Annotated in this window: 20 protein-coding genes; all 20 read right to left on the reverse strand. The window is 52.2% G+C overall.

Translation table 11 applies throughout. From position 1 onward, the window contains the following. Window positions 1–158: 158 nt before the first annotated feature. Complete coding sequence (gene sigG, locus L6H98_RS15975; RefSeq protein WP_236416614.1) at window positions 159–941, reverse strand: RNA polymerase sporulation sigma factor SigG; 783 nt, start codon at window positions 939–941, stop codon at window positions 159–161. Between the two features lie 121 nt (window positions 942–1,062). Beyond that, the gene (gene sigE / locus L6H98_RS15980) at window positions 1,063–1,785 is read right to left on the reverse strand and encodes an RNA polymerase sporulation sigma factor SigE (protein ID WP_236416615.1); all 723 of its coding nucleotides are present in this window, start codon (window positions 1,783–1,785) and stop codon (window positions 1,063–1,065) included. Between the two features lie 11 nt (window positions 1,786–1,796). Then, window positions 1,797–2,777: a sigma-E processing peptidase SpoIIGA gene (gene spoIIGA / locus L6H98_RS15985; RefSeq protein ID WP_236416616.1), complete on the reverse strand. Its 981-nt coding sequence runs from the start codon at window positions 2,775–2,777 to the stop codon at window positions 1,797–1,799. Between the two features lie 413 nt (window positions 2,778–3,190). Beyond that, on the reverse strand, window positions 3,191–4,303 hold the full coding sequence (gene ftsZ, locus L6H98_RS15990) for a cell division protein FtsZ (protein WP_236416617.1): 1,113 nt from the start codon (window positions 4,301–4,303) through the stop codon (window positions 3,191–3,193). 148 nt (window positions 4,304–4,451) lie between these two features. Next, window positions 4,452–5,729 (reverse strand): cell division protein FtsA, encoded by a 1,278-nt coding sequence (ftsA, locus tag L6H98_RS15995; RefSeq protein WP_236416618.1) that lies wholly within the window; start codon window positions 5,727–5,729, stop codon window positions 4,452–4,454. Window positions 5,730–6,019: 290 nt separating this feature from the next. Then, the gene (locus tag L6H98_RS16000) at window positions 6,020–6,787 is read right to left on the reverse strand and encodes an FtsQ-type POTRA domain-containing protein (protein WP_236416619.1); all 768 of its coding nucleotides are present in this window, start codon (window positions 6,785–6,787) and stop codon (window positions 6,020–6,022) included. Window positions 6,788–6,846: 59 nt separating this feature from the next. After that, on the reverse strand, window positions 6,847–8,130 hold the full coding sequence (gene murA / locus L6H98_RS16005; RefSeq protein ID WP_236416620.1) for a UDP-N-acetylglucosamine 1-carboxyvinyltransferase: 1,284 nt from the start codon (window positions 8,128–8,130) through the stop codon (window positions 6,847–6,849). A gap of 628 nt (window positions 8,131–8,758) precedes the next feature. After that, entirely contained in the window at window positions 8,759–9,868 is a 1,110-nt protein-coding gene (gene murG / locus L6H98_RS16010; protein WP_236416621.1) for an undecaprenyldiphospho-muramoylpentapeptide beta-N-acetylglucosaminyltransferase, read from the reverse strand. Between the two features lie 7 nt (window positions 9,869–9,875). After that, the gene (spoVE, locus tag L6H98_RS16015; protein ID WP_236416622.1) at window positions 9,876–10,973 is read right to left on the reverse strand and encodes a stage V sporulation protein E; all 1,098 of its coding nucleotides are present in this window, start codon (window positions 10,971–10,973) and stop codon (window positions 9,876–9,878) included. A 48-nt stretch (window positions 10,974–11,021) separates the two neighbouring features. After that, the gene (murD, locus tag L6H98_RS16020; RefSeq protein WP_236416624.1) at window positions 11,022–12,443 is read right to left on the reverse strand and encodes a UDP-N-acetylmuramoyl-L-alanine--D-glutamate ligase; all 1,422 of its coding nucleotides are present in this window, start codon (window positions 12,441–12,443) and stop codon (window positions 11,022–11,024) included. 3 nt (window positions 12,444–12,446) lie between these two features. After that, a complete protein-coding gene (mraY, locus tag L6H98_RS16025; RefSeq protein ID WP_236416625.1) occupies window positions 12,447–13,415 on the reverse strand; it encodes a phospho-N-acetylmuramoyl-pentapeptide-transferase in 969 nt (322 codons plus the stop codon). Window positions 13,416–13,427: 12 nt separating this feature from the next. Continuing rightward, window positions 13,428–14,840, reverse strand: coding sequence for a UDP-N-acetylmuramoyl-tripeptide--D-alanyl-D-alanine ligase (gene murF / locus L6H98_RS16030; RefSeq protein ID WP_290371456.1), 1,413 nt, complete (start codon window positions 14,838–14,840; stop codon window positions 13,428–13,430). Continuing rightward, the gene (locus L6H98_RS16035) at window positions 14,840–16,327 is read right to left on the reverse strand and encodes a UDP-N-acetylmuramoyl-L-alanyl-D-glutamate--2,6-diaminopimelate ligase (RefSeq protein ID WP_236416629.1); all 1,488 of its coding nucleotides are present in this window, start codon (window positions 16,325–16,327) and stop codon (window positions 14,840–14,842) included. Before L6H98_RS16035 ends, murF begins: the two co-directional genes overlap by 1 nt. A gap of 131 nt (window positions 16,328–16,458) precedes the next feature. Next, a complete protein-coding gene (locus L6H98_RS16040; protein WP_236416630.1) occupies window positions 16,459–18,423 on the reverse strand; it encodes a stage V sporulation protein D in 1,965 nt (654 codons plus the stop codon). Window positions 18,424–18,516: 93 nt separating this feature from the next. Beyond that, on the reverse strand, window positions 18,517–20,847 hold the full coding sequence (locus L6H98_RS16045) for a penicillin-binding transpeptidase domain-containing protein (RefSeq protein ID WP_236416631.1): 2,331 nt from the start codon (window positions 20,845–20,847) through the stop codon (window positions 18,517–18,519). A gap of 16 nt (window positions 20,848–20,863) precedes the next feature. After that, on the reverse strand, window positions 20,864–21,289 hold the full coding sequence (locus tag L6H98_RS16050) for a hypothetical protein (RefSeq protein WP_236416632.1): 426 nt from the start codon (window positions 21,287–21,289) through the stop codon (window positions 20,864–20,866). 26 nt (window positions 21,290–21,315) lie between these two features. Continuing rightward, window positions 21,316–22,266 (reverse strand): 16S rRNA (cytosine(1402)-N(4))-methyltransferase RsmH, encoded by a 951-nt coding sequence (gene rsmH, locus L6H98_RS16055; RefSeq protein WP_236416633.1) that lies wholly within the window; start codon window positions 22,264–22,266, stop codon window positions 21,316–21,318. Between the two features lie 17 nt (window positions 22,267–22,283). Beyond that, window positions 22,284–22,721 (reverse strand): division/cell wall cluster transcriptional repressor MraZ, encoded by a 438-nt coding sequence (gene mraZ, locus L6H98_RS16060; protein WP_236416634.1) that lies wholly within the window; start codon window positions 22,719–22,721, stop codon window positions 22,284–22,286. A 301-nt stretch (window positions 22,722–23,022) separates the two neighbouring features. After that, the gene (locus L6H98_RS16065) at window positions 23,023–24,288 is read right to left on the reverse strand and encodes an adenosylhomocysteinase (RefSeq protein ID WP_236416635.1); all 1,266 of its coding nucleotides are present in this window, start codon (window positions 24,286–24,288) and stop codon (window positions 23,023–23,025) included. 52 nt (window positions 24,289–24,340) lie between these two features. Then, window positions 24,341–25,972, reverse strand: a complete 1,632-nt coding sequence (bshC, locus tag L6H98_RS16070) for a bacillithiol biosynthesis cysteine-adding enzyme BshC (protein ID WP_236416636.1) — start codon at window positions 25,970–25,972, stop codon at window positions 24,341–24,343. Window positions 25,973–26,077 lie beyond the last annotated feature (105 nt).

Here is a 26,077-nt window from a genome sequence, read left to right on the forward strand (position 1 = left end):
GCCCGTTCTTTCATTCTATACACTATATGTACGGGCGGGGAAAAATGTCCTGTTTTTAGGCAGGCGGCCGCACAGCGAAACATCTCCGTATTACCATGCACCCCAAAATAAAAGAGCGACTCCGGGTTATCCCGGATCATCGCCCTATCTCGTATCGTTTATGACTTCACGTGTTTTTGCATCTGCTGAATGGCCGACTTCTCCAAACGCGAGACCTGTGCCTGGGAAATCCCGATTTCATCCGCCACTTCCATTTGGGTTTTCCCTTCGAAAAAACGCATGGACAAAATCATTTTCTCCCGTTGTCCCAGCCGATGCATCGCCTCGCGCAAAGCGATTTCCTCGATCCAGGAAACGTCCTTGTTTTTGTCGTCGCTGATCTGATCCATCACATAGATGGGGTCGCCTCCGTCGTGATAAATGGGTTCGAAGAGCGATACCGGGTCCTGAATGGCATCAAGGGCAAATACCACGTCTTCTTTGGGCACGTTCAGCGCTTCGGAAATTTCGAAAATGGTCGGTTCGCGAGAGTTTTTGTTCGTCAGGCTATCCCGGACTTGGAGCGCTTTATAAGCAATGTCCCGGAGGGAACGGGATACGCGAATCGGGTTGTTGTCGCGCAGGTATCGACGAATTTCACCGATGATCATCGGCACTGCGTATGTTGAAAATTTGACATTTTGGGATAAATCAAAATTATCAATGGCTTTCATCAGGCCTATGCAGCCAACCTGGAACAGATCATCGACAAACTCCCCCCGATTGTTGAAACGCTGAATGACGCTGAGCACGAGGCGCAGATTGCCATTCACCAATTTCTCTCTTGCTGAGCGATCATGGTGCTGCTGAAGGGAATGAAACAATTCCCGCATTTCTACGTTGGTGAGGACAGGCAATTTTGCAGTGTCCACGCCACAAATCTCGACTTTGTTTCGGGTCATCGTGATTTACCTCCCAAGGAGAAACATTAATGTACATTATCTCCGGGGCAGGCTTTTTTATTCGCAGCTGGCATGCTTGCCAGTAATACCCATAAATTAAACAAACCGGATCTGCGGCGCTTCAAACCATCTTGTTGAACTCTTTGCGCAGCCTCTTGATGATCCGTTTCTCCAGGCGGGAAATATAGGATTGGGAGATTCCCAGCAGATCGGCCACATCCTTCTGCGTTTTCTCTTCCCCGTCCTGCAGCCCGAACCGCAGCTCCATGATCATTCGCTCGCGATCGGTCAATTTGTCGAGCGCTTTATGCAAAAGCTTCCGATCGACCTGCTCTTCGATGTTTCGGTAGATTGTATCATTCTCAGTGCCAAGCACGTCAGACAGGAGCAGCTCATTTCCATCCCAATCGATATTGAGCGGTTCATCAAACGAAACCTCTGTCCGGATTTTGCTGTTGCGCCGTAAATACATCAAAATCTCATTTTCGATACAACGCGAAGCATACGTCGCCAGCTTGATTTTTTTCTCCGGGTCAAACGTATTCACGGCTTTGATTAACCCGATGGCCCCGATGGATACCAGGTCTTCAATGTTGATGCCCGTATTTTCGAATTTGCGCGCAATGTACACCACCAGCCGCAAGTTTCGTTCGATCAGCATCGCGCGGATCGCAGCGTCGCCCGAAGAGAGCTTTTGCAGCAGATACTCTTCTTCCTCACGCGTTAACGGAGGCGGTAACGCCTCGCTTCCGCCAATGTAATAGATTTCCTCGCTCTTGAGTCCAAGCAAAAATAAAAAACGATAATATTGAAGCTGCGCTACCAGTTTCCATTTCAAAAGCATGCACGTTCCTCCTATACCACATTCAGCGGCTTTTCTGTTGTTCCTGCAGTGCCGGCGATCGGCGCTCCACCGCTGGAATCCTGCACGAGGTCAGGGTGAATGACCGCCTGATATTTTCCTTCGGACGATAACGTTCCCCCATCCAAACCTATCAGGACTCTGGTTGTTTCATAACAGATCCCACCCATCGTTACCTTCACCCGATCCGGCTTGATTGCCAGCATAAACGCAGTCCCCTTATTGATGCCCCGATAGGGTACAAGCCTCAATCGATCCTGCCAGTGAAATTGCTCCTGATTCATGTCCATAATAAGGTTGTCCGGCGCCTCATGTTTCAATCTGTCCTTCCAGGAATCCGGCAGCCATTGCTGCCATTGCGATACTTCCATCACCATAACGGGTTGACGGGTGAGCGGGTCGGCAAGTTGGTTTCCCGTATCCAAAAGGCCTGTACAAGAAACGATCGCTTCATCAATGTACACATCGACCTGCCCGAGATACGTAGTCATCCGTTCTGCTTTACGCTTCGAGTTCTGCACGGCTTTGAACAACGCCAGCACCGCAAAAAATACGATAAACGTAAACCAAAACGCGATTTTCAAATCAAACGACATTCCGCCAGATGCCGTAAACCAGATTCCGTTGAACAGCTCACCCGAGCTCTGAAGCATGTAGTGCACGCCCAGAATCCCCCCGGCAGCCACAAAATTGATGACATAAAAGGTTCCCAACGTTTTGCAGAAAGCCTGCAGACCTTTGAAGCCAAACGCGATAAACAACATAATCAGGGACAATGTGAATTTGATCAGGAACGTGAACAGAAACGCGAGCTCAGGCACGAACATCATGACCACGTACAGTGCCCCCACAACGGCGGACAACAACCATCTCCACCAGACCAGCCTGCTCTTTCTCATCCATGCTGTCAGCCCGATGAGCGCACCGTCGATGCACAGGTTGGTCAAAAAAATGAGATCTACGTATACAACCACACGATCCACCTGCCCGCTCACCACATATCGAAATTATCGAAATTAACTGACTTCGATCGCCGTGGTTGCTTATCTATCAATTTTGCAGCACAGTTTCCATATGGAACATACTCACAAGTATAGGGAACCCCTTTCTCAAAGTCTGTCTAAACATGGTGGAATGGCTTCAACTTTTTTTGTCGGAACGTGCGCTATGTGGGTTGTTCAGAATTTGTTCATTGGGGTATGGTACAATCTTCCTAAAGGAAATAGTTATCGAGGCACTTGTCGAGGAACCGGGCCGCGAATTGAAGAGAACCGGGTTGCAGTATGAAGGAGAAGGTGACTTGAAGTTCAGTCATGCTGATATTGTGAACGGCAAAGAACCCGGTTTCTCCATCAGGAGACCGGGTTCTGTCGCTTTCCATGAACGATCAATCGTTATTGTTATTACGCGTACGATTGCGCAAAAATGTCGGAATGTCCAGCTGATCGGCACTTGGCTGATTCCCAAACGGACGCAGGTTCGGAGAACGATTCTCCGCCGGTTCGCTCGTTGGCGTTGGTTTGCGGCCTGGAGGCGGTGATACCGGATTGTCTTCAAAACCGGTTGCAATGACAACGACTTTGATTTCCTCTTTCATGTTTTCGTCAATGATCGCACCAAAGATCATGTTCACTTCAGGGTCCGAAGCCGAAGTAACAATTTCCGCTGCTTCGTTCACTTCATACAGGGAAAGATTGATTCCGCCCGTAATGTTCATGATTACGCCGCGTGCGCCTTCAATCGAAGTTTCAAGCAATGGGCTCATGATCGCCTTACGTGCAGCTTCAGCCGCGCGGTTCTCTCCTGTTGCTTCGCCGATCCCCATCAGGGCCGATCCGCGTTCCGTCATGATCGTTTTGACGTCCGCGAAGTCAAGGTTGATCAATCCTGGAACGGCAATCAGGTCAGAAATGCCCTGAACGGCTTGACGAAGCACGTTATCCGCTTGACGGAACGCTTCGAGCATCGGCGTTTTTTTGTCGACGATTTCAAGCAAACGATCGTTCGGAATAACGATCAGCGTATCGACCTTTTCCTTAAGAGCTTCAATGCCTTGCTCCGCATGGCTGGAACGTTTCCGTCCTTCGAACGTAAATGGTCGGGTCACTACGCCTACCGTAAGGGCCCCGCATTCCTTGGCGATTTCGGCAATGACCGGTGCCGCGCCTGTTCCTGTACCTCCGCCCATTCCGGCAGTTACAAAAACCATGTCCGCACCTTTCAAGGTGTTCATGATCAGATCGCGGGATTCCTCGGCAGCTTTTTTACCTACCTCCGGGTTGGCACCGGCACCAAGACCTCGCGTCAACTTGTCGCCAATCTGCAATTTATGTTCGGATTTCGCCAAGTGCAACGCCTGCGCATCCGTATTCACCGTAATGAATTCTACGCCTTGCACTCCATTTTCGATCATCCGGTTGACAGCATTGCTTCCGCCGCCGCCCACACCGATAACCTTTATTTGAGCCAAGCTCTCCATCTCGAAATCAAATTCCAACATATTATTCCATCTCCCCCTCAATGTGCATGGATGGCCCGTCCAATTGGTATTGAACCGAATCAATTTCATATATCGACGAACGAAAGCGTTTCTGTGAATTTACCAGCGCATTCAGACGGCTTAAAGAGTATGAAATGGATTCAACCTGTTATATAAATTCGCTGAACATGTTTTTCAGCCGTTCGATGAAGCCCGGTTTTTGTTCAGCTTCCGGAGCTGCGCTCGGCTTTGCGCGGTTGGCCGGCTTCTTGCTGCCCGTGCTGCTGCCGCCACCGCTGCTGCTCACAGACGGACGAACGCGCAAGCTGCGGATCACATTATGCAATATGCCCACACCGCTAGTATATCCGGGGTCGCGGACACCGATATAATCCGGAACCGCGATTCGAACCGATGCAGCCAGTTCATGCTGAGCTACCTGCAGCACTCCAGGCATGGACACGGTTCCTCCCGTTAATATATAACCTCCGGGAAGTTCCATGTAACCAAGGCGTTTCACTTCCTGAGCGATCATCTGGAAAATTTCTTGAACCCTTGGCTCAATAATTGCGGCAAGATCCTCCTGCGAAAACTCCTTGTCCACATTGCTGCCAATGCGGGTTACCTTGAACATAACGTCGGCGGCAGCATCATCCAGCCAAGCACAACCGTATTTCAACTTGACCTTTTCAGCCTGATCCGTCAACGTGCGAAGCCCATAGGCGATATCATTGGTTACAAACTCGCCGCCAATCGGAAGCGTTGAAGTAGCCACGAGGCTATCTTCCTCGAAAACGGCAATCGTTGTTGCCCCTGCGCCAATGTCAACAAGCACGGAACCCATCGATTTCTCATCTTTGGACAATGCTAACTGACCTGCGCCCAGAGACATCAGCACGAGGTCGCTTACCTTAAGGCCCGCTTTCTCCACACAGCGCAAAAGATTATGTATCGCGGTTTTTGCCCCCGTAATAATCGTTGCCTCAACTTCAAGGCGAACGCCAATCATACCGCGCGGGTCCTGTATGCCCTCCAGACCATCTACGATATACTGCTTCGCCACAACATCGATAATTTCACGCTCTGGCGGGACCGCAATGACTTCGGCTGCTTTCAACACCCGTTCCATGTCTTCTTCCCCGATTTCACGATCTTCGTTCGAAACGGCCACGACGCCGTGGCTGCTCATCAACCCAATATGATTTCCCGAGATTCCAACATATACTTCGGATATTTGAATACCTACCATACGCTCCGCATGTTCCACCGCATTGCGGATCGATTGCACCGTCTGGTCGATATCTACGATTACACCTTTGCGAATTCCCTCCGAGTCGGCAGATCCAACTCCAATAATATTAAAGGTTCCATTATTAATTTCCCCAATAATAGCGCGAATTTTGGATGTACCGATGTCCAAACTAACAATGATGTCATTGTTGCTCAAGTCTCTGGCACCTCCTGACTCCAATAATAGATTACGAACGTATAAACACTCTTAAAACATATTCAACACACTTTAGGCTTTCCCTCTTTTTTCTACAATTTTTTTGGATGCCAACATCTGGGTGTCAATACATAAAACCTTGAAGAAAAAAGAAGGAGGCTATTCCAGTGCCATAAGCTAAAGTGTATCATTTTTTCCCCTTCACAGAAAGCACAACTTTCACAAACCGGACCAGTCTGAAACGGCATTCCGTCAGGCTTTGCACATCTAATCAGGAGAGCTTCGTTTCGTTATTGACCCGCTCCTGGTTCGGCATTTTCATCCGGGTCTTCCGCAATGAAAGGCACGTATGTGTCCGCCTCCAGCATCGTAATTTTCCCTGGCCGTTCGGTCTCGATCACCTGGTTCAAATACTCCACTTTGTCCGCAAGCATGGAAACCGTCGTAACCACTTCGAATTGCGTTTTGGTATACATCCGAATCTGGTCGGGAAAAGATGGCGTCGGATTCGGAATGATTTCCGAAATATCCGTGGTCAACTCATTCGGAATTTTCGATAACACTTCGCTGAGTTCCGCTTTGAGCGGATCATCGGCTTTCCACTGCGTGAGGATCGGCTTCTCAACGGCTACCCCGGTGTTTGCAGGTACGGCAAGGCTTGTCCCGCTGGCCAGAATGGCCTTCAGCGCACCGCTCGCATCAAGTTCATACGCAACAGTCGGGTACTCCTGGACCTTGATATGAATGGTGCCCGGAAACTGCTTGTCCACCGTCGCTCCTTGTATGGCCTTGTTCGCTTTCAGCCTCTGGACCACTTCACCGGAACTTGTCCCAAAAAACTGGTCGCCGACCTTCAATCCGGTTTGCTCAAGAAGCTCCGAGGTCGAAGTGTATACATTTCCCGTAATTTCAATCGCCGAAATCCGGCTAACGGAAGAACGAAAAAAAAGAACGGCAAGAAGGACTACGAATAATAGCAATAACACAAAAACAAGCTTACGGCTCGTATTTCGTTTAGGCCGGTTCGTTTTCAGAACCGGAATTTGACTTTTTGGCATAGATCGCGCTCCACAAAGCCTCGAGTCCCCTCCCCTATAAGAAGGGGACTCAAAGGACGTTAATTGGCAAAATCCAGCTGTTTCGAGACCGGAGACTGTCGTTCAACCGTAGCCCCCAGACTCTGGAACAGCTTCTCAATCCGATCATATCCTCGATCGATATGATGAACCTGCTCCACAACCGTCTTCCCTTGCGCAGCCAATCCGGCAATGACAAGTGCCGCTCCGGCGCGCAGATCGGTTGCTTCCACGGTAGCCCCATAAAGCCTAGGTACCCCGCGGATGAAAGCCGCGTTCAAATCCACGGAAATGTCGGCTCCCATCACATTCAACTCATCAACATGTTTGAAGCGGCCCTCGAACACCGTTTCCCTCATTACACTAAATCCATCCGCCAAGCTAAGCAGGACCATGATCTGGGACTGCAGATCTGTAGGAAACGAAGGATACGGCGAAGTCACGATGCGGTCCACTGATTTTGGACGGCTCATGCTGCTCACCGTCATTATATCATTGCAGACCGTGATTTGAACACCAACGCGCTTGAGCACATGAATAAGCGAAGTAAGGTGCGCCGGGTTGCAGTGCGTAAGCGTCACATTGCCACGGGTCGCTGCGGCTGCGATCATCACCGTGCCTGCAACGATTCGATCCGGGATAATTTCATATGTGCATGGCTCCAGCTTCTCCACGCCGTTAATGGTAATCGTATCGGTTCCCGCACCGATAATGCGTGCCCCCATGGCATTGAGGAAATGCTGCAAATCTTGAATTTCGGGCTCTCGCGCCGCATTGTAGATCGTCGTAGTACCTTCTGCCAACACTGCGGCCATCATGATGTTTTCGGTGGCCCCTACACTGGGAAAATCAAGCTGAATATCCGTACCCACCAGTTTCTGTGCTTGACAGACGATTTGCTGATCCAGTTCTTCAATCGAAGCCCCCAATGCTTCAAGGCCTCTGAGATGAAGGTCAATCTTCCGCTCTCCTATGGCACAGCCGCCTGGCTGGTACACGGAGACTTGCCCAAACTTGGCCAATAATGGCCCCATCAAGAAGATGGATGAGCGCATCTGCTTCATCAGGTCCTCAGGCACGTCGAATGACTGAATGGACGATGTGTCAATGGTCACGATCTCCTGTTCATGCCGACATGTGCATCCAAGCCGCTCCAGGATATACAGCATCACTTGAATGTCCAGCAAGTGCGGAACGTTGTGCAGGGTTACTTTGCCGTCTGCCAACAAACTTGCGGCCATAATCGGTAAAGCGGCATTTTTTGCTCCATGGATGCGTATGGTTCCTGAGAGGGGTTTCCCGCCTTCAATCACCAATTTGTCCAATGTATCACCTCCGGGGTTTACCGCTCACCCGCTGCGAAAACTTCCGAAACAAGTTCAATGCCGGTTTGAGATGATGTATTGCTCCGAATTTGCTGTATCAGGGTGATAACGTCCTATGCCGTTGCATGGCCGGGAATTGCACTTGGAAACATAATGTACCGTCTCCCACGCCCCAGCTTCTATTCAAGCGGTATGAAATATCCGTGACACATCCGATCCATGGGCACCTGCATTCATTTCACGACATCCCCCGACAGTTCCGGGAGCTGCAGTCGAGCCCAGATCCTCCATTTCCCTTCGGCTCCCCCAAGGAATCTGCCATCTGTGCAACAGGCCGAACGGGATTGAACATTTGCTCACTGTTCCCCGGTAGGACCGGCGTACCCGCAGGATCCGCCGATGTTCCATATGGTGCCAGTTGCAAGCGTTTCGTTTTCAAGGACCGTGTCCGCATGATGCCGGATGGGGCTCCAAACTCATGCAGACCATCACCCTTGTTTCGAAACCGATCGGAGAACCAGCTTCTTTTCCCGCAGGCTGTGCTGCCGCGCCATAGAACGATTGTCACGATTTATAGGGTATCTTATGTAAGTCCCTGCCAGTGTGTGACAATCGCCCATAAAGCACTTTACCGATGCACCGCAAGTCTTCGAATTTCGTCTACCAGCACTTCGGCTGCATCCGGTTTGCCGAGCGAAAGGGAGGATGCCGCCATGCGTTTGCGGGCTTCCTCGTTGTTCATGATGCCCTCGATGGCCTCATAAAGCGCCTTGCCGGACAAATCCTTCTCAAGCATGGTCACCGAAGCTCCGCCTCGTTCCAGCATGCGGGCATTGGCTTCCTGATGATTGTTCGTCACGTTCGGAGACGGAATCAGGATGGAAGGTATGCCGAGCGAAGTAATCTCGGCCAGAAACGATGCGCCTGCCCGATTGACGATCAGCGAAGTGCACGCCAGCACTTCCGGCATGTTGTGTACGTATGGCAATACATGCAAATGATTCGGCATCGTGCCAAGCGTGCTGCGAATGGCTTCCCGCGTTTCATCAAAGTACGATTCGCCGGTGACGTACACGACGTGCACATCCTTCAACCGCTCCAGCATCGGAGCCATGTCGACCATTGCCTTATTGATCGCCTTGGCTCCGCGGCTGCCTCCCACAACAAGGACAACCCTGCTGTCCATCGGTACGCCCAACGTGGCAAATCCCCGGTCACGGCTGGCCTTGGCCACGGTCGTTGCCCGGGGATTTCCGGTGTAAACGACCCGCTTGGCCCCCGGAAAAGCCTTGTCCGCGCCTTCAAAGCTGACCGCCACCGTATCCACGTAGCGGGTCAGGAACTTGTTGGTCAGACCCGGAATGGCGTTCTGCTCGTGAATGACGCTCGGAATGCCCAATTTGGCTGCGGCATAAACGACCGGTCCGCACACATATCCGCCTGTGCCGATCACCACGTCGGGTTTGAACTCCTTCAGCATTTTTTTGGATTTCCTGACGCCTTGTAGGAAGCGCATCACGGTTTTCAGATTGTCCATGGATAACTTACGACGGAAGCCCGTAATGTCAATGGACTGAAACGGGATATTTTCCTGGGGTACCAGTTTGCTCTCCAAGCCTCTGGTACCGCCGATATATAAAAATTCCGAGTCCGGATTTTCCGCCTCGATCTGCCTAGCAATGGCCACGGCCGGATAGATATGACCTCCGGTTCCGCCGCCGCTTAATACGACTCGCATCGTATGTTCACCTCGCATAACGGGATAAATTCAATAAAATGCCGAGAGCTGTCAGCATGAGGGTTAAAGAAGAACCGCCGTAACTGATCAGTGGAAGCGTAATGCCCGTGACCGGCATTAAACCGATCACCACGCCGATGTTGATGATGACCTGAACAGCAACCATGCCGACAATGCCGACGCCGAGCAGGCTGCCGAAAGCATCGGGAATCGTCATCGCGACGCGCATGCCCCGCCAAATCAGCACAAGGAAGAGGAGCAGCACAATCATTCCACCGATGAATCCAAGCTCTTCGGCCAAAATGGAAAAAATAAAATCAGTCTGCGGTTCCGGGACGTAACTGTACTTCTGCCGGCTCATCCCGAGTCCCAGACCTGCCAACCCGCCAGGGCCAATCGCATAAAGGGATTGAATGATCTGATATCCTGCACCTAACGGGTCTGACCACGGGTCAAGAAATGCCGTAATTCGTTTCAGCCGATAGGGGGCTGCAGCGATCAATGCCACAAAACCGGCCACGCCGCCGAGGGCTAAGAGCAGCAAATGTTTCATTCTTGCTCCGGCAGTGAACACGATCAACATGGAGGCTCCCATCATGACGGTGCCTGTCCCCAAATCAGGCTGCAGCATGATAATCCCAAAAGCGAGCCCCATCAATCCGAGGGGCGGAAGCAATCCTGTCGTAAAGGTTTTGAGTTTGCCCGTATCCTTACCGAGCCAGTGCGCCAAAAACAAAATCATGCCCAGCTTCATGAACTCCGACGGCTGGATGCCGAACGAGCCGATGCCCAGCCAGCTCCTGGCTCCGCCGCGAACAACGCCGATCCCGGGAATCAGCACCGCAATCAGCATCACGAAACAGGCAATCAATATCGGCTTGGCATACTTCCTCCACACACGATAGTCCACGTTAGCCGTAACAAACATCGCCGCGAGTCCAAGTCCCGCAAACAGCAGCTGTCGTTTGACAAAGTAAAAGGAATCGCCATAATCATGGAATGCAAGTACCGATCCCGCACTATAAACCATAATAATGCCGATGGCAAGCAAAGCCAAAATACAAATCAGGAGCCAGATGTCCGGCGCCGGTCGCGTCTGTTTCATCAGGAGGCCACCCCTTGCATCGAAGTAGGGGCTTTTCCACCCCCCTACTTACAAGTTATGCACCGCCTCTTTAAAAATGCGTCCCCGCTCTTCGTAAGAAGCAAACATGTCCCAGCTGGCGCAAGAAGGCGACAGAAGAACCACATCGCCCGGAGCCGCAAGCTTCTTCGCTTCCTGTACTGCAGCGGTTAGCGTCAGGGCGGCATCCTCCTCATTATCGACGACCTTGATTTCCTTTAACCCGGCCAGTTCCGCAACCCGGGCAATCTTCTCCCGTGTCTCGCCAAGGGCCACCACCGCTTTGACCTTTTCCTGAAATAAAGGCAGCAGTTCCATCATGTCCGACCCGCGGTCCAATCCACCGGCGATCAGCACGACGGGTTGTTTGAAAGAGCCCAGCGCATTGACGGTAGCTTTGGAGTTGGTCGCTTTCGAATTGTTGTAATACGCGGCTCCTTGATGCTCCAGGACATACTCCAAACGGTGCTCGACACCCTTGAATTCGGACAGAGGTACGAGCAATGAAGACGGATCGGCCCCGGCAGACACCGCAATCGCGATGGCGGCCAGTGCATTCTCCACGTTGAACCGGCCAGGAAGGCCGATGTCGGACACGTCAATGATGACATGGTGATTGCCGCTGCCGTCAGCGTAGATCGCCTGGCGCTGAACATCATCCTCCTCACCGTCCACGTATGGCGGATCGGCGTAAACCCCGATGTCCAGCTTCTCCGTCACGGAGAAGGGAACCAATCTGCCCTTGATGTAGGGTACGAGGCCGCGGCATACGGGGTCATCCCAATTGAGCACCGCGGTATCCCCGGACTGCTGGTTGGCGAATAGCTTGGCTTTGGAGGCAACGTAATCGTCCATGTCTCCGTGGTAATCCAGATGGGTCTCGGCCACATTGAGCAGACACGCAATGCGCGGACGGAAATCCACCGTGCCTTTAAGCTGGAAGCTGCTCAGCTCAGCCACCATCCAATTGTCCTGATCGGCCTGTTCCGCCGCTTCGCAGAGCGGTGTACCGATATTTCCAGCCACAATCGGTTTCAGGCCGGCATGCTCCAGCATTTTTCCAACCCATGTCGTTGTCGTTGTTTTGCCGTTGGAGCCCGTAATTCCGATGATCGGTGCCTCGCAGAGATGGTAAGCAACCTCGACTTCGGTAACGACCTCAATCCCAAGCTCGAGCGCTTTCTGGACGGGTGGTGCCTGGTACGGGATTCCCGGATTTTTGACCACAAGCTGAACATCCTCGTTAATGAGGTTATCGGGATGTCCCCCGCATACAACAGAAATTCCCAAAGCCTCCAATTCGGATGCTTCGGGACACTGTTCCCTCTCCTTTTTGTCATTGACCGTCACTTTGGCGCCGGCGCGTTCCAGTACCTTGGCGACCTGCACGCCGCTTTTGGCCAGTCCGAGCACGACAACCCGTTTTTCGCGATATTCATCAGGATGCTTCATGTTTTACAACCCCTTGTTGAGATAAAGTCCGACAGCTGCCAATATGGCGCCAACAGCCCAGAAGGTAATGACGACGCGCCATTCCGACCAGCCGCTCAGTTCGAAGTGATGGTGGATGGGACTCATTTTGAATACGCGCTTGCCCCGGGTTTTGAACGAGATGACCTGGATGACGACGGACAAAATCTCGATGACAAACACGCCGCCGATAATGACGAACAACAGCTCCGTCTTCGTGACGATGGCAACCGCTCCTATCGCTCCGCCAATGCCCAGCGATCCGGTATCACCCATGAATACTTTGGCGGGATGGGCATTGTAAACGAGGAAGCCCAGCACAGCCCCGATCATAGCCGCGGCACATACGGCTGCCGGCATGGAAGTCGCCTGCATCGCCACAATGGCAAATGCCCCGAAAGCAATGGCACTTACGCCGGATAGCAGACCGTCCAAGCCATCGGTAAAGTTCACGGCATTGGTAATGGCCAGCATCATGATTACGACAAATGGATAGTAGAACCATCCCGTCCAGTCGAAAGATACCGAAGTGCCCGGAATCGATATGGCGGTGCTATGCCCGTTTTGAATAAGCAGGTAACACATGATCGCGCTGAATAACAGCTGCCCGAACATCTTCTGCCCCGGCGTCAGGCCCAGCGAGCGCTTGAACACGATTTTGATGTAATCATCCAAAAATCCGATGAGTCCAAAGCCAAGCGTAGCTACGAGCAGAACGTAAAAATCCGTATTTTTGACAGCCGAAAATTTCAGGAAAGCCAGCGTGAACGCCAAAATGATTACAACCCCGCCCATTGTCGGCGTTCCGCTTTTCTTCAGATGGCTCTGCGGGCCATCTTCCCGTACCTGCTGGCCGAATTTCATCCGTCTCAGCAGTGGAATCAAGAGCGGTGCGGCAATCACCGCCAAAATGAATGAAACGCCGATTGTTAACAGTAATACTTGAAAATCCATGGGTTCACCCCTCTAGTCTACTCGGTTCTGTAATGGTGCTGTTTTCAGTGCTTCGACCACGTCCTCAAGCTTCATGCCCCGTGAGGCCTTGAACAAGACAACGTCTCTGGGATGGAGTTTCTCTAGCAGGTAACGGGTCATTTCTTCTTTGTTGTCAAAAGCATGCACCGCTTCGGGCGGCATGTTTTCCCTGGCCCCTTCCGCAATGTGGGCGGACAACGGCCCGTATGCAAGCACCAGGTCCAATTTCTCCGGCGAAATATACTTGCCTATATCATAATGAAGCTGCTGCTCTTGAGGCCCAAGCTCCAGCATGTCGCCAAGCACGGCGACCTTGGATTTGTATCCATTCAGGCCTTCAATGACATCCAGCGCTGCTTTCATGGAGGTCGGGCTTGCATTGTAAGCATCGTTCAGCATGGTGAGTCCGCTGGCGCCTTGAACGATCTCAATCCGCATGCCTGTAAGCTTCAGCCCGGACAATCCCTGCGCAATGCGGTCGGCAGACACTCCGAAATGGCGAGCGACCGCCAGGGCAGCCATACAGTTCACGACATTATGCGTGCCGAGCAGCGGCAAGCTCAGCGCGGCCTCGCCGGATTGTTTGCTCGTGAAAACAACCCCGCCGGGCGCATTCATGATGCCTGTCGCATAATCGTCATTGTCCGGCTGAAGACCAAATGTAAACTGGTTCAAGCCTGCCGGTTTGATCGTTGTTTCCTCTGCTAGCACTTGCGTGATTAGCGGCTCATCCCCGTTTCGGATCAGCAAGCCGCCAGGTTTCATGCCAGCCACGATCTCCACTTTGGCCCTGGCAATCTCCAGCCTGGAACCGAGCTGCAGGAGATGGGATTCGCCGATGTTCGTAATAATCGCAACGTCGGGGCGGGCAATGCGGGACAATGTCTCGATCTCCCCTCGTCCGCTCATGCCCATTTCCAAAATAATGATCTCGGTGTCCGGCTCCATCGCAAGCACGGTGAGCGGCAGACCGATATGATTGTTAAAGTTGCCTTGCGTTTTGTGCACCTTGAACGTGGTGGACAGAAGCGCGTCGACGATGTCCTTTGTCGTTGTTTTGCCGTTGCTGCCCGTAATGCCGACAACCGAGGCTTTGCTTTCGGCCAAATAAGCCGACGCAAGCGCCTGTAGCGCCTCAAGGGTATCGTCGACGACGATGACGGCTCCCTGCGGCGGTTCGCCATGGTCTTTTTGCCACAGTGTACCGGCAGCGCCGTTCTCCATACAGGATTGCGCAAATTCATGTCCGTCAAATCTGTCGCCGACAAGCGGAATGAACAAACTTCCTTCAGCCCGCTTACGCGAATCCGTATAAACGCCTTGGGCAGCCATATTGGCATATGCAGCAGGGGCGACTAAAGTGCCTCCGCACATTTCGGCCAGTTGTGCCATAGTTCTCTTTATCAATTGGATTTTCCCCTTATCGCTTCTTTGGCAATGATCCGGTCATCAAAATCGGTTTTGGTCGTGCCGATAATCTGATAGTTTTCATGCCCTTTGCCCGCAATCAATACTACATCGGCAGGGCTTGCCTTTTCAATAGCCTCATGAATCGCCTGACGGCGATCAACGATCATGATATACCGGTCGGACGGAACGGATTCTTCGATGAGTCCCTGCTCGATGTCTTTAAGAATAAGTTCCGGATCTTCCGTGCGAGGGTTATCTGAGGTAACAAACACAAGATCGCTGTATTTTGCCGCAATTTTCCCCATGAGCGGACGTTTCGTCCGATCGCGGTCTCCCCCGCAGCCGAACACGGTAATTACGCGGCCTTCGGCGAACTCCTTCACGGTGCGAAGCACGTTTTCAAGTCCGTCCGGCGTATGCGCATAATCCACGATCACCGCAAACGGCTGGCCTTCGGCGACGGCTTCCACGCGGCCGTCCACGCCAGGAACCGTCTCCAGGCTGCGCTTGATCTCTTCCAAGGGTACGTTCTCCACAAGCGCTGCAGCTATGGCCGCCATGGCGTTGTAAACGTTGAATTTGCCCACCATGCGCAAACGGATATCCGTGCTGCCCGCAAAGGTGTCCACATGGAATGACGTGCCTTGCGCCGTTATTTTGATCTCGGAGGCTCGAACGTCCGCGTCCTCTCCCATGCCATATGTAATGACTTCGGCCGCCGTTACCGATTTGAAATAGTCCGCAGAGGCGTCGTCCGCATTGATGACCGCGTATTTGCGGCGGGAATCATCCGCGCTGAATTCGTTGCCCAGGCGGGCAAAGAACAGTCCTTTGGCGGAACGGTACTCTTCCATGGAATGGTGGTAGTCCAGATGATCCTGCGTCAGGTTGGTGAATACCGCCGTGCGGAAGTCGGTTCCTTTTACGCGGCCTTGTTCCAGTGCATGAGAAGACACTTCCATCACGCAGCAGGTCGTCCCCGTCTGCACCATGTCATGCAGGCTGCGCTGCAGATCCAGCGCTTCCGGCGTAGTGCCGGACATCGGGTATGTGCGACCGTCATAACGCATCTGGATGGTGCCGATCAGTCCTGTCTTTTGTCCGTAATCGCTCATGATCTTTTCGATCAGATAAGTGGTCGTCGTTTTGCCGTTCGTTCCGGTTACCCCGATCATGTTCATCTTGCGGCTTGGGGACCCGAAAAAGAAATCGGCCAGCACGGCCATGGCGAAACGGCTGTCCTTGACGAGCAGCTGCGGAACCGGCAGATTCAGCTCGCGTTCCACGACAAGTGCGACCGCACCCGCGCTCACGGCTTTTTCCGCATAATCATGACCGTCGACCGTATGTCCCGGCAGACAGATAAACAGATCGCCCGGCTTGACCTGACGGGAATCTGTCTGCAGGTTTTGACATTCTGTATGAGGCTCGCCGATGAGGCGAGCGGTTTTCAGTTTTGCTGCAAATTGGTTTAAAAGCACATGAATAACCTCACTTCTCCAAATTAATCTGCTCTAACATGATGTCTTTATTATACTAATATCGTCAATAAGGCCATTTAATGAAACGCAGTTCGGCGAATTTTGTTGCGGTTGAGGAGAAGGAGCACGCGTTACGGCGTGCCTCCCTCCTCCTCGGCATGCTGATGTGCATCCTTCAACACATCGCTCATGTAAATCCGGATCGTTGAACCTTGCTCTACCCGGGACCCGGGCTTCGGCGCCTGATTAATGACATACTTTCCGCTGCCGGACTTCGCCAGCATAAAGTTCATGTTCAAATCCTCGTAAAGATCCTCCGCCGTTGCCCCCGTCAGATCGGGTACGGTAACGATTTTCGTTTCGCCGTACTTGTATTCCTTTGCCACCTGGTCCTTACGAGGAGCGACGTTCATGTAATGCAGCGCGTCCTCCAGAATGTTCTGCACGATCGGCGCAGCAACCACGCCCCCGAACTGAATGCCTTTGGGATTGTCCACTGCCGTGTAAACAACGATTTGAGGATCGTCGGCAGGGGCGAATCCGATAAAGGATACGATATGCTCGCTTGTTGAATAACGTCCGTTTACGACCTTTTGGGCCGTTCCCGTTTTGCCGCCGACCCGGTAACCGTCAATGAACGCCGGTCTTCCCGTGCCCTTGGCAACCACGCTCTCCAGCGCTTCGCGCACCTGCTTCGACGTGCTCTCCGAAATCACCTGCCGCACCAGTTGGGGTTTCGATTCCTCGATGACTTCGCCTGTATCCGGATGAACCCACGCTTTGGTCACATAAGGCTTGTATAACTTGCCGCCATTGATGGCGGCCGACACGGCGGCCACTTGCTGGATCGGCGTTACCGAGACGCCTTGGCCAAACGCCGTCGTGGCCAATTCGACAGGGCCTACCCGCGATAGCTTGAACAAAATTCCGTTTTCTTCCCCGCTGAGATCGATGCCGGTTTTGCTGCCGAACCCGAAATTTTTGATGTACGAGAACAAGGATTCTTTCCCAAGCTTCTGGCCAAGGGCCACAAAACCCGGGTTGCAGGAGTTTTCGACGACTTGAAGGAATGTCTGGCTTCCGTGGCCACCCTTTTTCCAGCAGCGAAGCCGGGCTCCGCCGACCTCGACATAACCTGGATCATAGAATTGGTCCTGCTGCAAATTGACCTTTTTCTCTTCCAACGCTGCCGCAAGTGTAATAATCTTGAAGGTCGATCCCGGCTCGTAGGTCATCCAGATCGGAAGATTGCGGTTGTAGATCTCGGAGGCATATTGCTGATAGTTAGCCGGCTCGTAACCCGGACGGCTCGCCATCGCAAGCACCTCGCCCGTTTTTGGATTCATCGCGATGGCCAGCGCCGAATTGGCCTGGAATTTAACCATCGCCTGGTCCAATTCGCGCTCCATGATGGATTGAATCGAGTGATCAATCGTCAGTTTCAGGTCCAATCCGTCCTTGGGCTCCACATACTTCTCGGATGAACCCGGCATCAGCCTGCCGGCCGCATCGGACAAGTAGGAAACGCTCCCGTTCAGCCCATTGAGTTTGTCATCATACTTCTTCTCGACCCCGGTCAATCCCTGATTATCAATCCCGGTAAAGCCAAGAATATGCGCCGCCAAATCGTCATAAGGGTAAAAACGTTTGTTATCCTCCGCAACGACGATGCCCGGAAGCTTCAAATCACGGATGCGTTGTGCTTTCTCCATCGTAATTTTGCGGCCGCCGGGCTGTAGTCGTACGATCATATCTCTCTTCGTGATAGTTGCCAGCACCTTTTCTTCCGTCATGCCCAGCAAAGGGGCCAGCGCCTTGGCCGTTGTCTCGGGTTCCTTGACTTGCACAGGGATGGCCATAATCGTCGGCGTGGTGACATTGTATGCAAGCGCAGTACCATTCCGGTCCAGAATTTCCCCTCGTTTGGCCGTGTACGGGATGTTACGCCGCCATGACTCTTCCGCCTTTTCCGCGAGTTCCGGCCCTTGTCCCAATTGTACATATGCAAGCCTGATTACCAAGGCCGAAAACAACACTACCAAAATGAGCAATGCCCACAGCAACCTGCGCCGCAGCTGAATGCTTGTGCCTTTCAATAGAAGTTCCCCCCAGTCGTCCCAAAATCATGATCTGCGTTCCATTCATGAATATTCGGGACAACCGGGGGTTAGAACGGGCTGTCCATATCGTTATGGCAGCGAGGTATCCGTGGACTGCGAATCGGACGCTGCATCTCCATTCTCGGTTTGAGACGAATCCGTCGTTTGCGTCTGCGTTTCCTTCTCTTGGTCCGCCTGCTCCGAATCGCTCGCGTCGTCGTTTTCGGACGATGTTGGCGTACCCGAAGATTCCGGTGCTTCGTCCTCGATCCCGGTGACTGCTGCTTTGGCCGATTGCAGCGTGAGCTGCACCGTTCGCTGTTCTCCTGCCACTTGCTCTTTCTGTTCAACGACATACCCTTCGCCTTTGACCGTAACGCCCACCTTCATGAGCGACAGCACTTCCATGGCGTCTCTGAGCGATTCGCCCGTCAGATCAGGTACTTTCATTTTGCTGCTCTCTTCGGTAAGCAGATAGACACGCTGTCCCGGATTCATCGAGGCGCCCGCAGCGGGGTACTGTCGAATCACGTTCTCTCCTTGGCCCAGCGTTACATAGGCGATGCCCGAATTGAGCAGAGTCGTTCTGGCTTGTTTCGCCGCTTTTCCTGTCAGATCAGGGGCTTTGGCTTGAACGACAGGGACATCGGTTTTCGATTTCGTTTTTGCCGTATCTTTCGGTACGCCCATGTACTGCAAAGTTTGGCTCACGATTTTTTTGAAAACAGGTGCTGCAGCGGCACCGCCGCCGATATTGGCTCCTTCAGGCTGGTCGATGACGACCAGTACGGCGATTTTCGGATTATTGACAGGCGCAAATCCGATAAACGATACGACATCTTTCGTTTTGCTGTACTGCCCGTTGATGACTTTTCTGGCCGTACCCGTCTTGCCTGCGACACGATACCCTTCAATGTAGGCGTTTCGTCCGGTTCCGATAATCTGATCTGCAACAACCTGTTCCAAGTAACTGCTCACCAGTTTGGAAGACTCCGCCGAAATGACTTGGCGCACTTCCTTCGGTTTGATCACTTCGGAAGTGCCGTCATTCGGATTGATGATTTCTTTAACCAGATGCGGCTCCAGCAGCTTGCCGCCATTGGCGATCGCCGAGATCGCCGCCACTTGCTGGATTGGCGTCACTTGTATAAGTCCATGTCCATAAGCAGCAGCCGCGATATCCGCTTTGTACACGAGCGGTTTGATCGGTGATGCCGACTCATTGGGCAGGTCGATGCCTGTTTTGACGCCAAAACCGAAATTATCAATGTATTTCCGCAACCGATCGCCGCCGAGCATGCTGTAACCCAGATTGACGAAAGCGACGTTACTTGAACGTTTGACCCCTTCCAGGTATGAAATGCGCCCATAAGCGTGCCCATTGTCACTGATGGGATATCCGCCGATGACGATCCGTTTGGACTCAAAGGTCGCATTGGGATCGAACAGTTTTTCTTCCACGGCGCCCGCAAGCGTGACAATTTTGAACGTAGAACCCGGCTCGTAAATCGACTGGACGGCGTGATTGACAAAGTTTCTTTGATCCGAGGCATTCCAATACGTATTCGGATTAAAATCCGGCCAGTTGGCCATGCCCAGTATTTCCATCGTGTTCGGATCGGCCGCAATAACAGTCATGCTGAGCGGGTTATACTTTGCAACTGCCTCTTTCATCGCTTCCTGAATGTAAAATTGGATCGTGTCGTCAATGGTCAGTTTCAGGTTGTGCCCGTTTTGCGGAGGCTGGTAGTTCTCCTTCGAATTGGGAAGCTGCACGCCCTTGGCGTCCTTCTGATAATGCAAATACCCGTCGGTACCGGTCAGCTTATCATCGTAAGAGACTTCAAGCCCGTTGACTGCTTTCCCTTCAAGGTTCATGTAACCCAGCAAATGGGAAGCCAGATTTTCCTCGGGGTAGTATCGCTTGGATACCTGCGTCGTCACGATTGCATTCTTCGCTTTATATGTTTCCTGCAGTTCATTACGCAAGGCTTCTACCTTTGCATTAAGCTCCGGACCGATCTTGAACCCTTCGCTCCGCACTTCACGCTGCTCGTAAAACTCGTCGCTGTTCGGCTTTTTCGCGGTCACCAAAGTGCGCATTTCACTTTCTTTTTTGCCCAAAATTTTGGACAGCTCGGTCGTTACTACATCTTCGATCCCGAGTTTATTGATCAATTTGGGATTGACGGAAACGATATAGGCAGGCGCATCGGTGGCCAGAACGTTGCCATTCCGGTCCATAATCGTGCCGCGGGATGCCTTTATGGTCTGCTCCCGGTCGATCAGCGAAGAGGCTTCAGCCTGCCATGTATCACCGTTCACCACTTGAATGAAAAAAATTCGAATGATCAGTACAAGAAAAAAGAGGGTTATACATCCCCCTATAAGCAGCGTTCGCATTTTAATTTTTTTAATCATCGGCACACCTCTTTATTTACTCTGCGGAATCCGACGACTTGCCTGCATCCGTGTCACTCGCCCTGCTCGTTGAACGGGGCACGTAAATAACGTCTTTGTCGGTAGCTTCGACATACCCGAGTTTGCGCGCATTTTCGATGACCAGATTGTTAAGTCTCTCTTTTTCGACCTCCAGATCGGCGATCGTTTTTTCATTTTTTTTGATTTCCGAAGCAGCTGTTTGCGCTTGTCTGTTCAAATCGTAAATGTGCGCATATCGCCACATCAAAGCACCGCCTACAATGATGCAGACGAGCAGGGTCGCCATGTACAAAAGCTTCTCTCGACCGGGGATGCTTGAACGGCGCGTCACCACTTTGGTCGTTTCCTTGTAGCGCTGCTGTGACACGCGCTGTTCGGACGCCTTCTCCTTCACTGCCAGATTGCCACGTGTATATGCCATGCTGAAGCTCCTCCTTCGCTATTGGTTTACAATTTCTCGGCTACGCGCAGCTTGGCTGAACGAGCACGTGGATTATCGGCCAGTTCCGCTTCCGTTGGAACCAGAGGTTTGCGGTTGACCAAACGAAGTACGCCTTGGCCGCCGCACACGCACAACGGGAAATCCGGAGGGCATGTGCATTTCTCCAAATAACTGCTGAAAATTTGTTTGCATATCCGATCTTCAAGCGAATGGAAGGTGATGACAGATACACGTCCGCCAGGCGCCAGACAGCGAACAGCCTGGTGCAACGCTTCCTCGAAGGCTCCCAGCTCATCATTGACGGCAATCCGCAATGCCTGAAAACTGCGTTTGGCCGGATGGCCGCCTGTGCGGCGAGCCGCGGCGGGAATTCCTTCTTTGATCAATTCGACGAGCTCGCCCGTCGTTTCGATCGGAGACTGACTTCGCTTCTCCACGATAACCCTGGCGATCCGTCTTGAGAACTTTTCCTCGCCATAGGTGTACAAAATCCGGGCAATCTCCTCTTCGGGCCATTCATTGATGATCTCTTTGGCCGTCAGATACGCATCTTGGTCCATGCGCATATCGAGCGGGGCATCGTGGTTATAGCTGAACCCGCGCTCCCCCTCATCAAACTGCGGGGAAGATACCCCCAAATCGTACAAAATGCCGTCCACTTGCGGTACGCCGTCTTTCATGGGTACGTTCAAATCTTTCAGTACCTGCTCCAGATCACGGAAATTGGTTTTGACGAGCGTCACCCGCTCTCCGTATACGGCCAGTTTCTCGCGCGCATTGTCCAATGCCCAGTCGTCCTGGTCGAGCGCTATGAGTCGCCCTTCTGGACCCAGCTTGGATGCAATCACGGAACTATGCCCGGCACCGCCTAAAGTGCAGTCCACGTATATCCCGTCCTGCTTGATGTTTAATCCTTCTGTTGCTTCTTCTTTGAGTACGGTAATGTGGTGAAACAACCTGCACCCCTCCTGCTTCATAAATCAAAATTAAAATCGACCAGCTTCTCGGCGATGTCGTTGAATGCTTCTTCGGATTGATTGAAATAGTTCTCCCATATGCCTTTGCTCCAAATCTCCACCCGGTTTGACACGCCCAGAACCACGCAGTCCTTGTCCAGCTTGGCATACTCCCTGAGGTTGCCAGGCAAATTTACCCTGCCCTGTTTGTCCAATTCGCATTCGGTAGCCCCCGAGAAAAAAAACCGGGTAAACGCGCGCGCATCGGATTTCATCAAAGGCAGCGCCTTGAGCTTCTGTTCCATGATTCCCCATTCATCCATGGGATACACGAAAAGACACTGGTCTAACCCACGTGTGACAACGAAAGAAGGCCCTAAGGATTCGCGGAATTTGGCCGGGATAATGATCCGGCCCTTGTCATCAATGCTATGTTGGAATTCCCCCATAAACATTGGCCCACTCACTCCTCACCCATTCTCCCCACTTTGCCCCACTTTCCACCACCTAAGCATAATAGATTCGCAAAAAAAAATCAAAACCCTTCTTTCCTATCTTGATTTCCCCAAATATTCGTAATCATGAAAAAAACATAAAAAACGCCCTTGATCCCGTACTCAGGACCAAAGGCGTTTCCCGGGCAATGACTGTACGATGCCGTACATGCCACATCTACATCATTTTATATCTTTCGAACCAGATGTTCTGCAAGTAATTTCTGGTGTCTCGCGCCATGATCGATATCCCGGCCCGGAATCAGAACTTCCAGCTGTCCAAATACTTCTCCTGCTCCGGCGACAAGGCGTCGATCGCGATGTCAAGGCTCTCCAGCTTGTAGCTGGCGACTTGGCGGTCAATTTCATAAGGCACGTTAACCACGTTTTTGCCCAAATCCGCATAATTCTCGCTTACATAGCGCAGGCCAAGAGCTTGAAGCGCAAACGTTGTGTCCATGATTTCGGCCGGGTGTCCGTCCGCCGCGCCCAGGTTGACAAGTCGTCCTTCGGCCAGAAGGTACATTTTGCGTCCATCCTTGAAGCGGTACTCCTCGATGTTGCGGCGCACGGTACGAATCGAATCCGATCGCTTGGCCAGCTCTGGCTTGTTTACTTCCACGTCAAAGTGGCCTGCGTTGCTAAGAATGGCTCCGTCTTTCATGACATCGTAATGCTCGCCTGTAATAACGTCTTTGTTGCCCGTTACCGCGATGAAGAAATCGCCAAGCTTGGCAGCTTCCAGCATAGGCATGACCCGGAACCCGTCCATATGCGCTTCCACGGCCTTGATGGGATCAATCTCGGTGACGATGACGTTCGCGCCCAGTCCTTTGGCACGCATGGCCACGCCTTTGCCGCACCAGCCATACCCCGCAACAACGACCGTTTTTCCCGCAACAACCAGGTTGGTCGTACGGATGATTCCGTCAAATGCAGACTGTCCCGTACCGTACCGGTTATCGAACAAGTATTTGCAATAGGCGTCATTCACCGCAACCATCGGAAATTTCAGTTCGCCTTCTTTCGCCAACGCTTTCAGACGAATAATGCCCGTTGTCGTTTCCTCTGCCCCGCCGCGAATCGTTGCGGCCAGGTCTGGCCGTTCGGATGCGAGAATGGTAGCAAAATCGCCGCCATCGTCGATAATCAGGTCCGGCTTGGCTTCAAGCGCACGAATCTGCAGTGCTTTAAACTCCTCCGCGCCTGGATTGTGCTTTGCATAAACGGTTACTCCGTCCTCAACGAGTGCGGCGCATACATCATCCTGTGTCGAAAGCGGATTACTGTGGGTAATGGTGACTTCCGCTCCCCCCGCTTGAATGACCTTGGCCAAATACGCCGTTTTGGCTTCAAGGTGAAGACAGATGGATACCTTAAGTCCCTTGAAAGGAAGATCCTGTTCAAACTGACGGCGAATGCGATTCAACACCGGCATGTGCGCTTCTACCCAATCGATTTTAAGATGACCTTCCGGCGCAAGCGCCATATCAGCAACAATGCTGTTCTGCAAAGCAGGTGTAGTCATACCTTCATCCTCCTAGACATGTGATTGCTTCTATACATTTTCGAGCTTTCGATTACAACCGGATGACCTGGTGCTGCCCGGTGAATTCGGACTGGCTTCCAATCAAACGCTCGATCCACTCCGTTCCATACAGGTTCAAGTAAAATAGAACGTTGTGGACCCTCTCCTGCGGTTTGTTCGTTGGGAAAAGGGAAGCCTGGATACCATTCCAGTGACGCAGCCCCGCCTCATGTTTCTCCGCAATGGCCCGATGCGTCTGCTGCTGCATATATTGGACCTGTTCTCCAATCTTGCGCAAATTGGTTTCGCCGATTCGCCCAAGTCCGGCTTGGATTTCCGCCAATCGGTCCAGCAGCGGCCGGTACACGGTTTCTATAGCCTGTTGTGCTTTTGCAAACTCTTCCTCCACAGCCAACGTTTCCTGGTCGTCCAGCCATTGCTGCTTGCGCTCTTCAAGACGATACTGAACATCCTGAAACGAAAGACCGTATTGCTGCATATGTTTGTGGTGGATGTCTTCCAAAATGGTAAAAGAAAGACGCGGCAACAGAATGGGCATTTGCAAACCAAACTGTCTGAAGGCTTCACGGGTCAATCCCCAATATGCGATCTCTCCATGTCCCAAAATAACGGCCAGAACCGGCAGCACAGAATCTTGCATTAACGGCCTTGTCAGCACGTTGTTGCTGAAACGCTCGGGATGTTCGGCGAGCTCCTGAAGCAACCGGTCTTCCGTGAAGGACACCAGTCCCTTCCGATCGCCGAATAAGCCATCCTTGTAAGTTAACAACAGGCGTGCACCCTGATGGATGTAGAACAAATTTGCCCCGTCTTCGGCAACTTCTGCCGGCATGTCATAGCCAGCCCCCACAACCTGGGAAGCTCCTTGCAAATAAGCGTGTCGCAGCACATCGTTCTTGCGAATCATGTTCGCAAACACCGGTTGTTCCAACGCCCGCAGTCCCTGCTCTGCCGCATCCATAAGAACAAGCCCGCTTCCTCCGAACAGGGCGGACAACATTCTGGCAAACGCATCGCTGAGATTGGAGCTGGATTCGTGAATGTCCCTAAGCAGTTTAACCAGTCCCGGTTTATGTACTGTATCAGGCAAGAGCTGTTCCACCTGCTCGATGGCATTCTTCCATTGGTCTGCATCCACATGAACGCTGCTCACCGAATCCCGTCCGCTAAATCGCCCGTGCAGCTTTACTTTGACGATGTTCCCATTGCGGTCGGGCAAGAACGTGTGATTCACCTCGTCCCAGTCATGGTCTTCACCCGCAATCCAGAAAACAGGCACGACAGGACGCCCGAGCTTGGCTTCGGCTTCTCGTGCAGCCGCAATCACACTGGCAGCCTTGTAAATAACGAACAACGGACCTGTAAAAAGACCGCTCTGCTGTCCGCCCGTCACAACCAACGCACCTTGCTGGCTCAATCGTTCCAGCGATTGACGAACTTCCGGGTGAGCGTTCAAACGCCGATTATATATACTCAAGTATTCCACCAGATTCTGACGATGCACTCGCGCGTTTTCGGTTTCATCCAGCCATTGGGCACGCGCCGAGAGATTGGAATCAAAGTGAACGTCATATTCATAAAGGGCTCTCACAGCATCACGCGAACAAATATAATCTTCAGCCAGCCGTGATCCGCTGCGGAGCGCCTCGGGTATTCCTTTCATGAGGTCTGCCTCCTATTCTGCTTCAAAGAGCCTTTCTTGATTGTACTCAAAAGTAGGCCTCTACGTCAAAAGAAAGTATGCCTTGTTTCCTTAAATTCCAGCTTT

Origin of the sequence: Paenibacillus sp. JJ-223 (assembly GCF_927798175.1) — a bacterium.
GTDB lineage: Bacteria > Bacillota > Bacilli > Paenibacillales > Paenibacillaceae > Paenibacillus > Paenibacillus hubeiensis.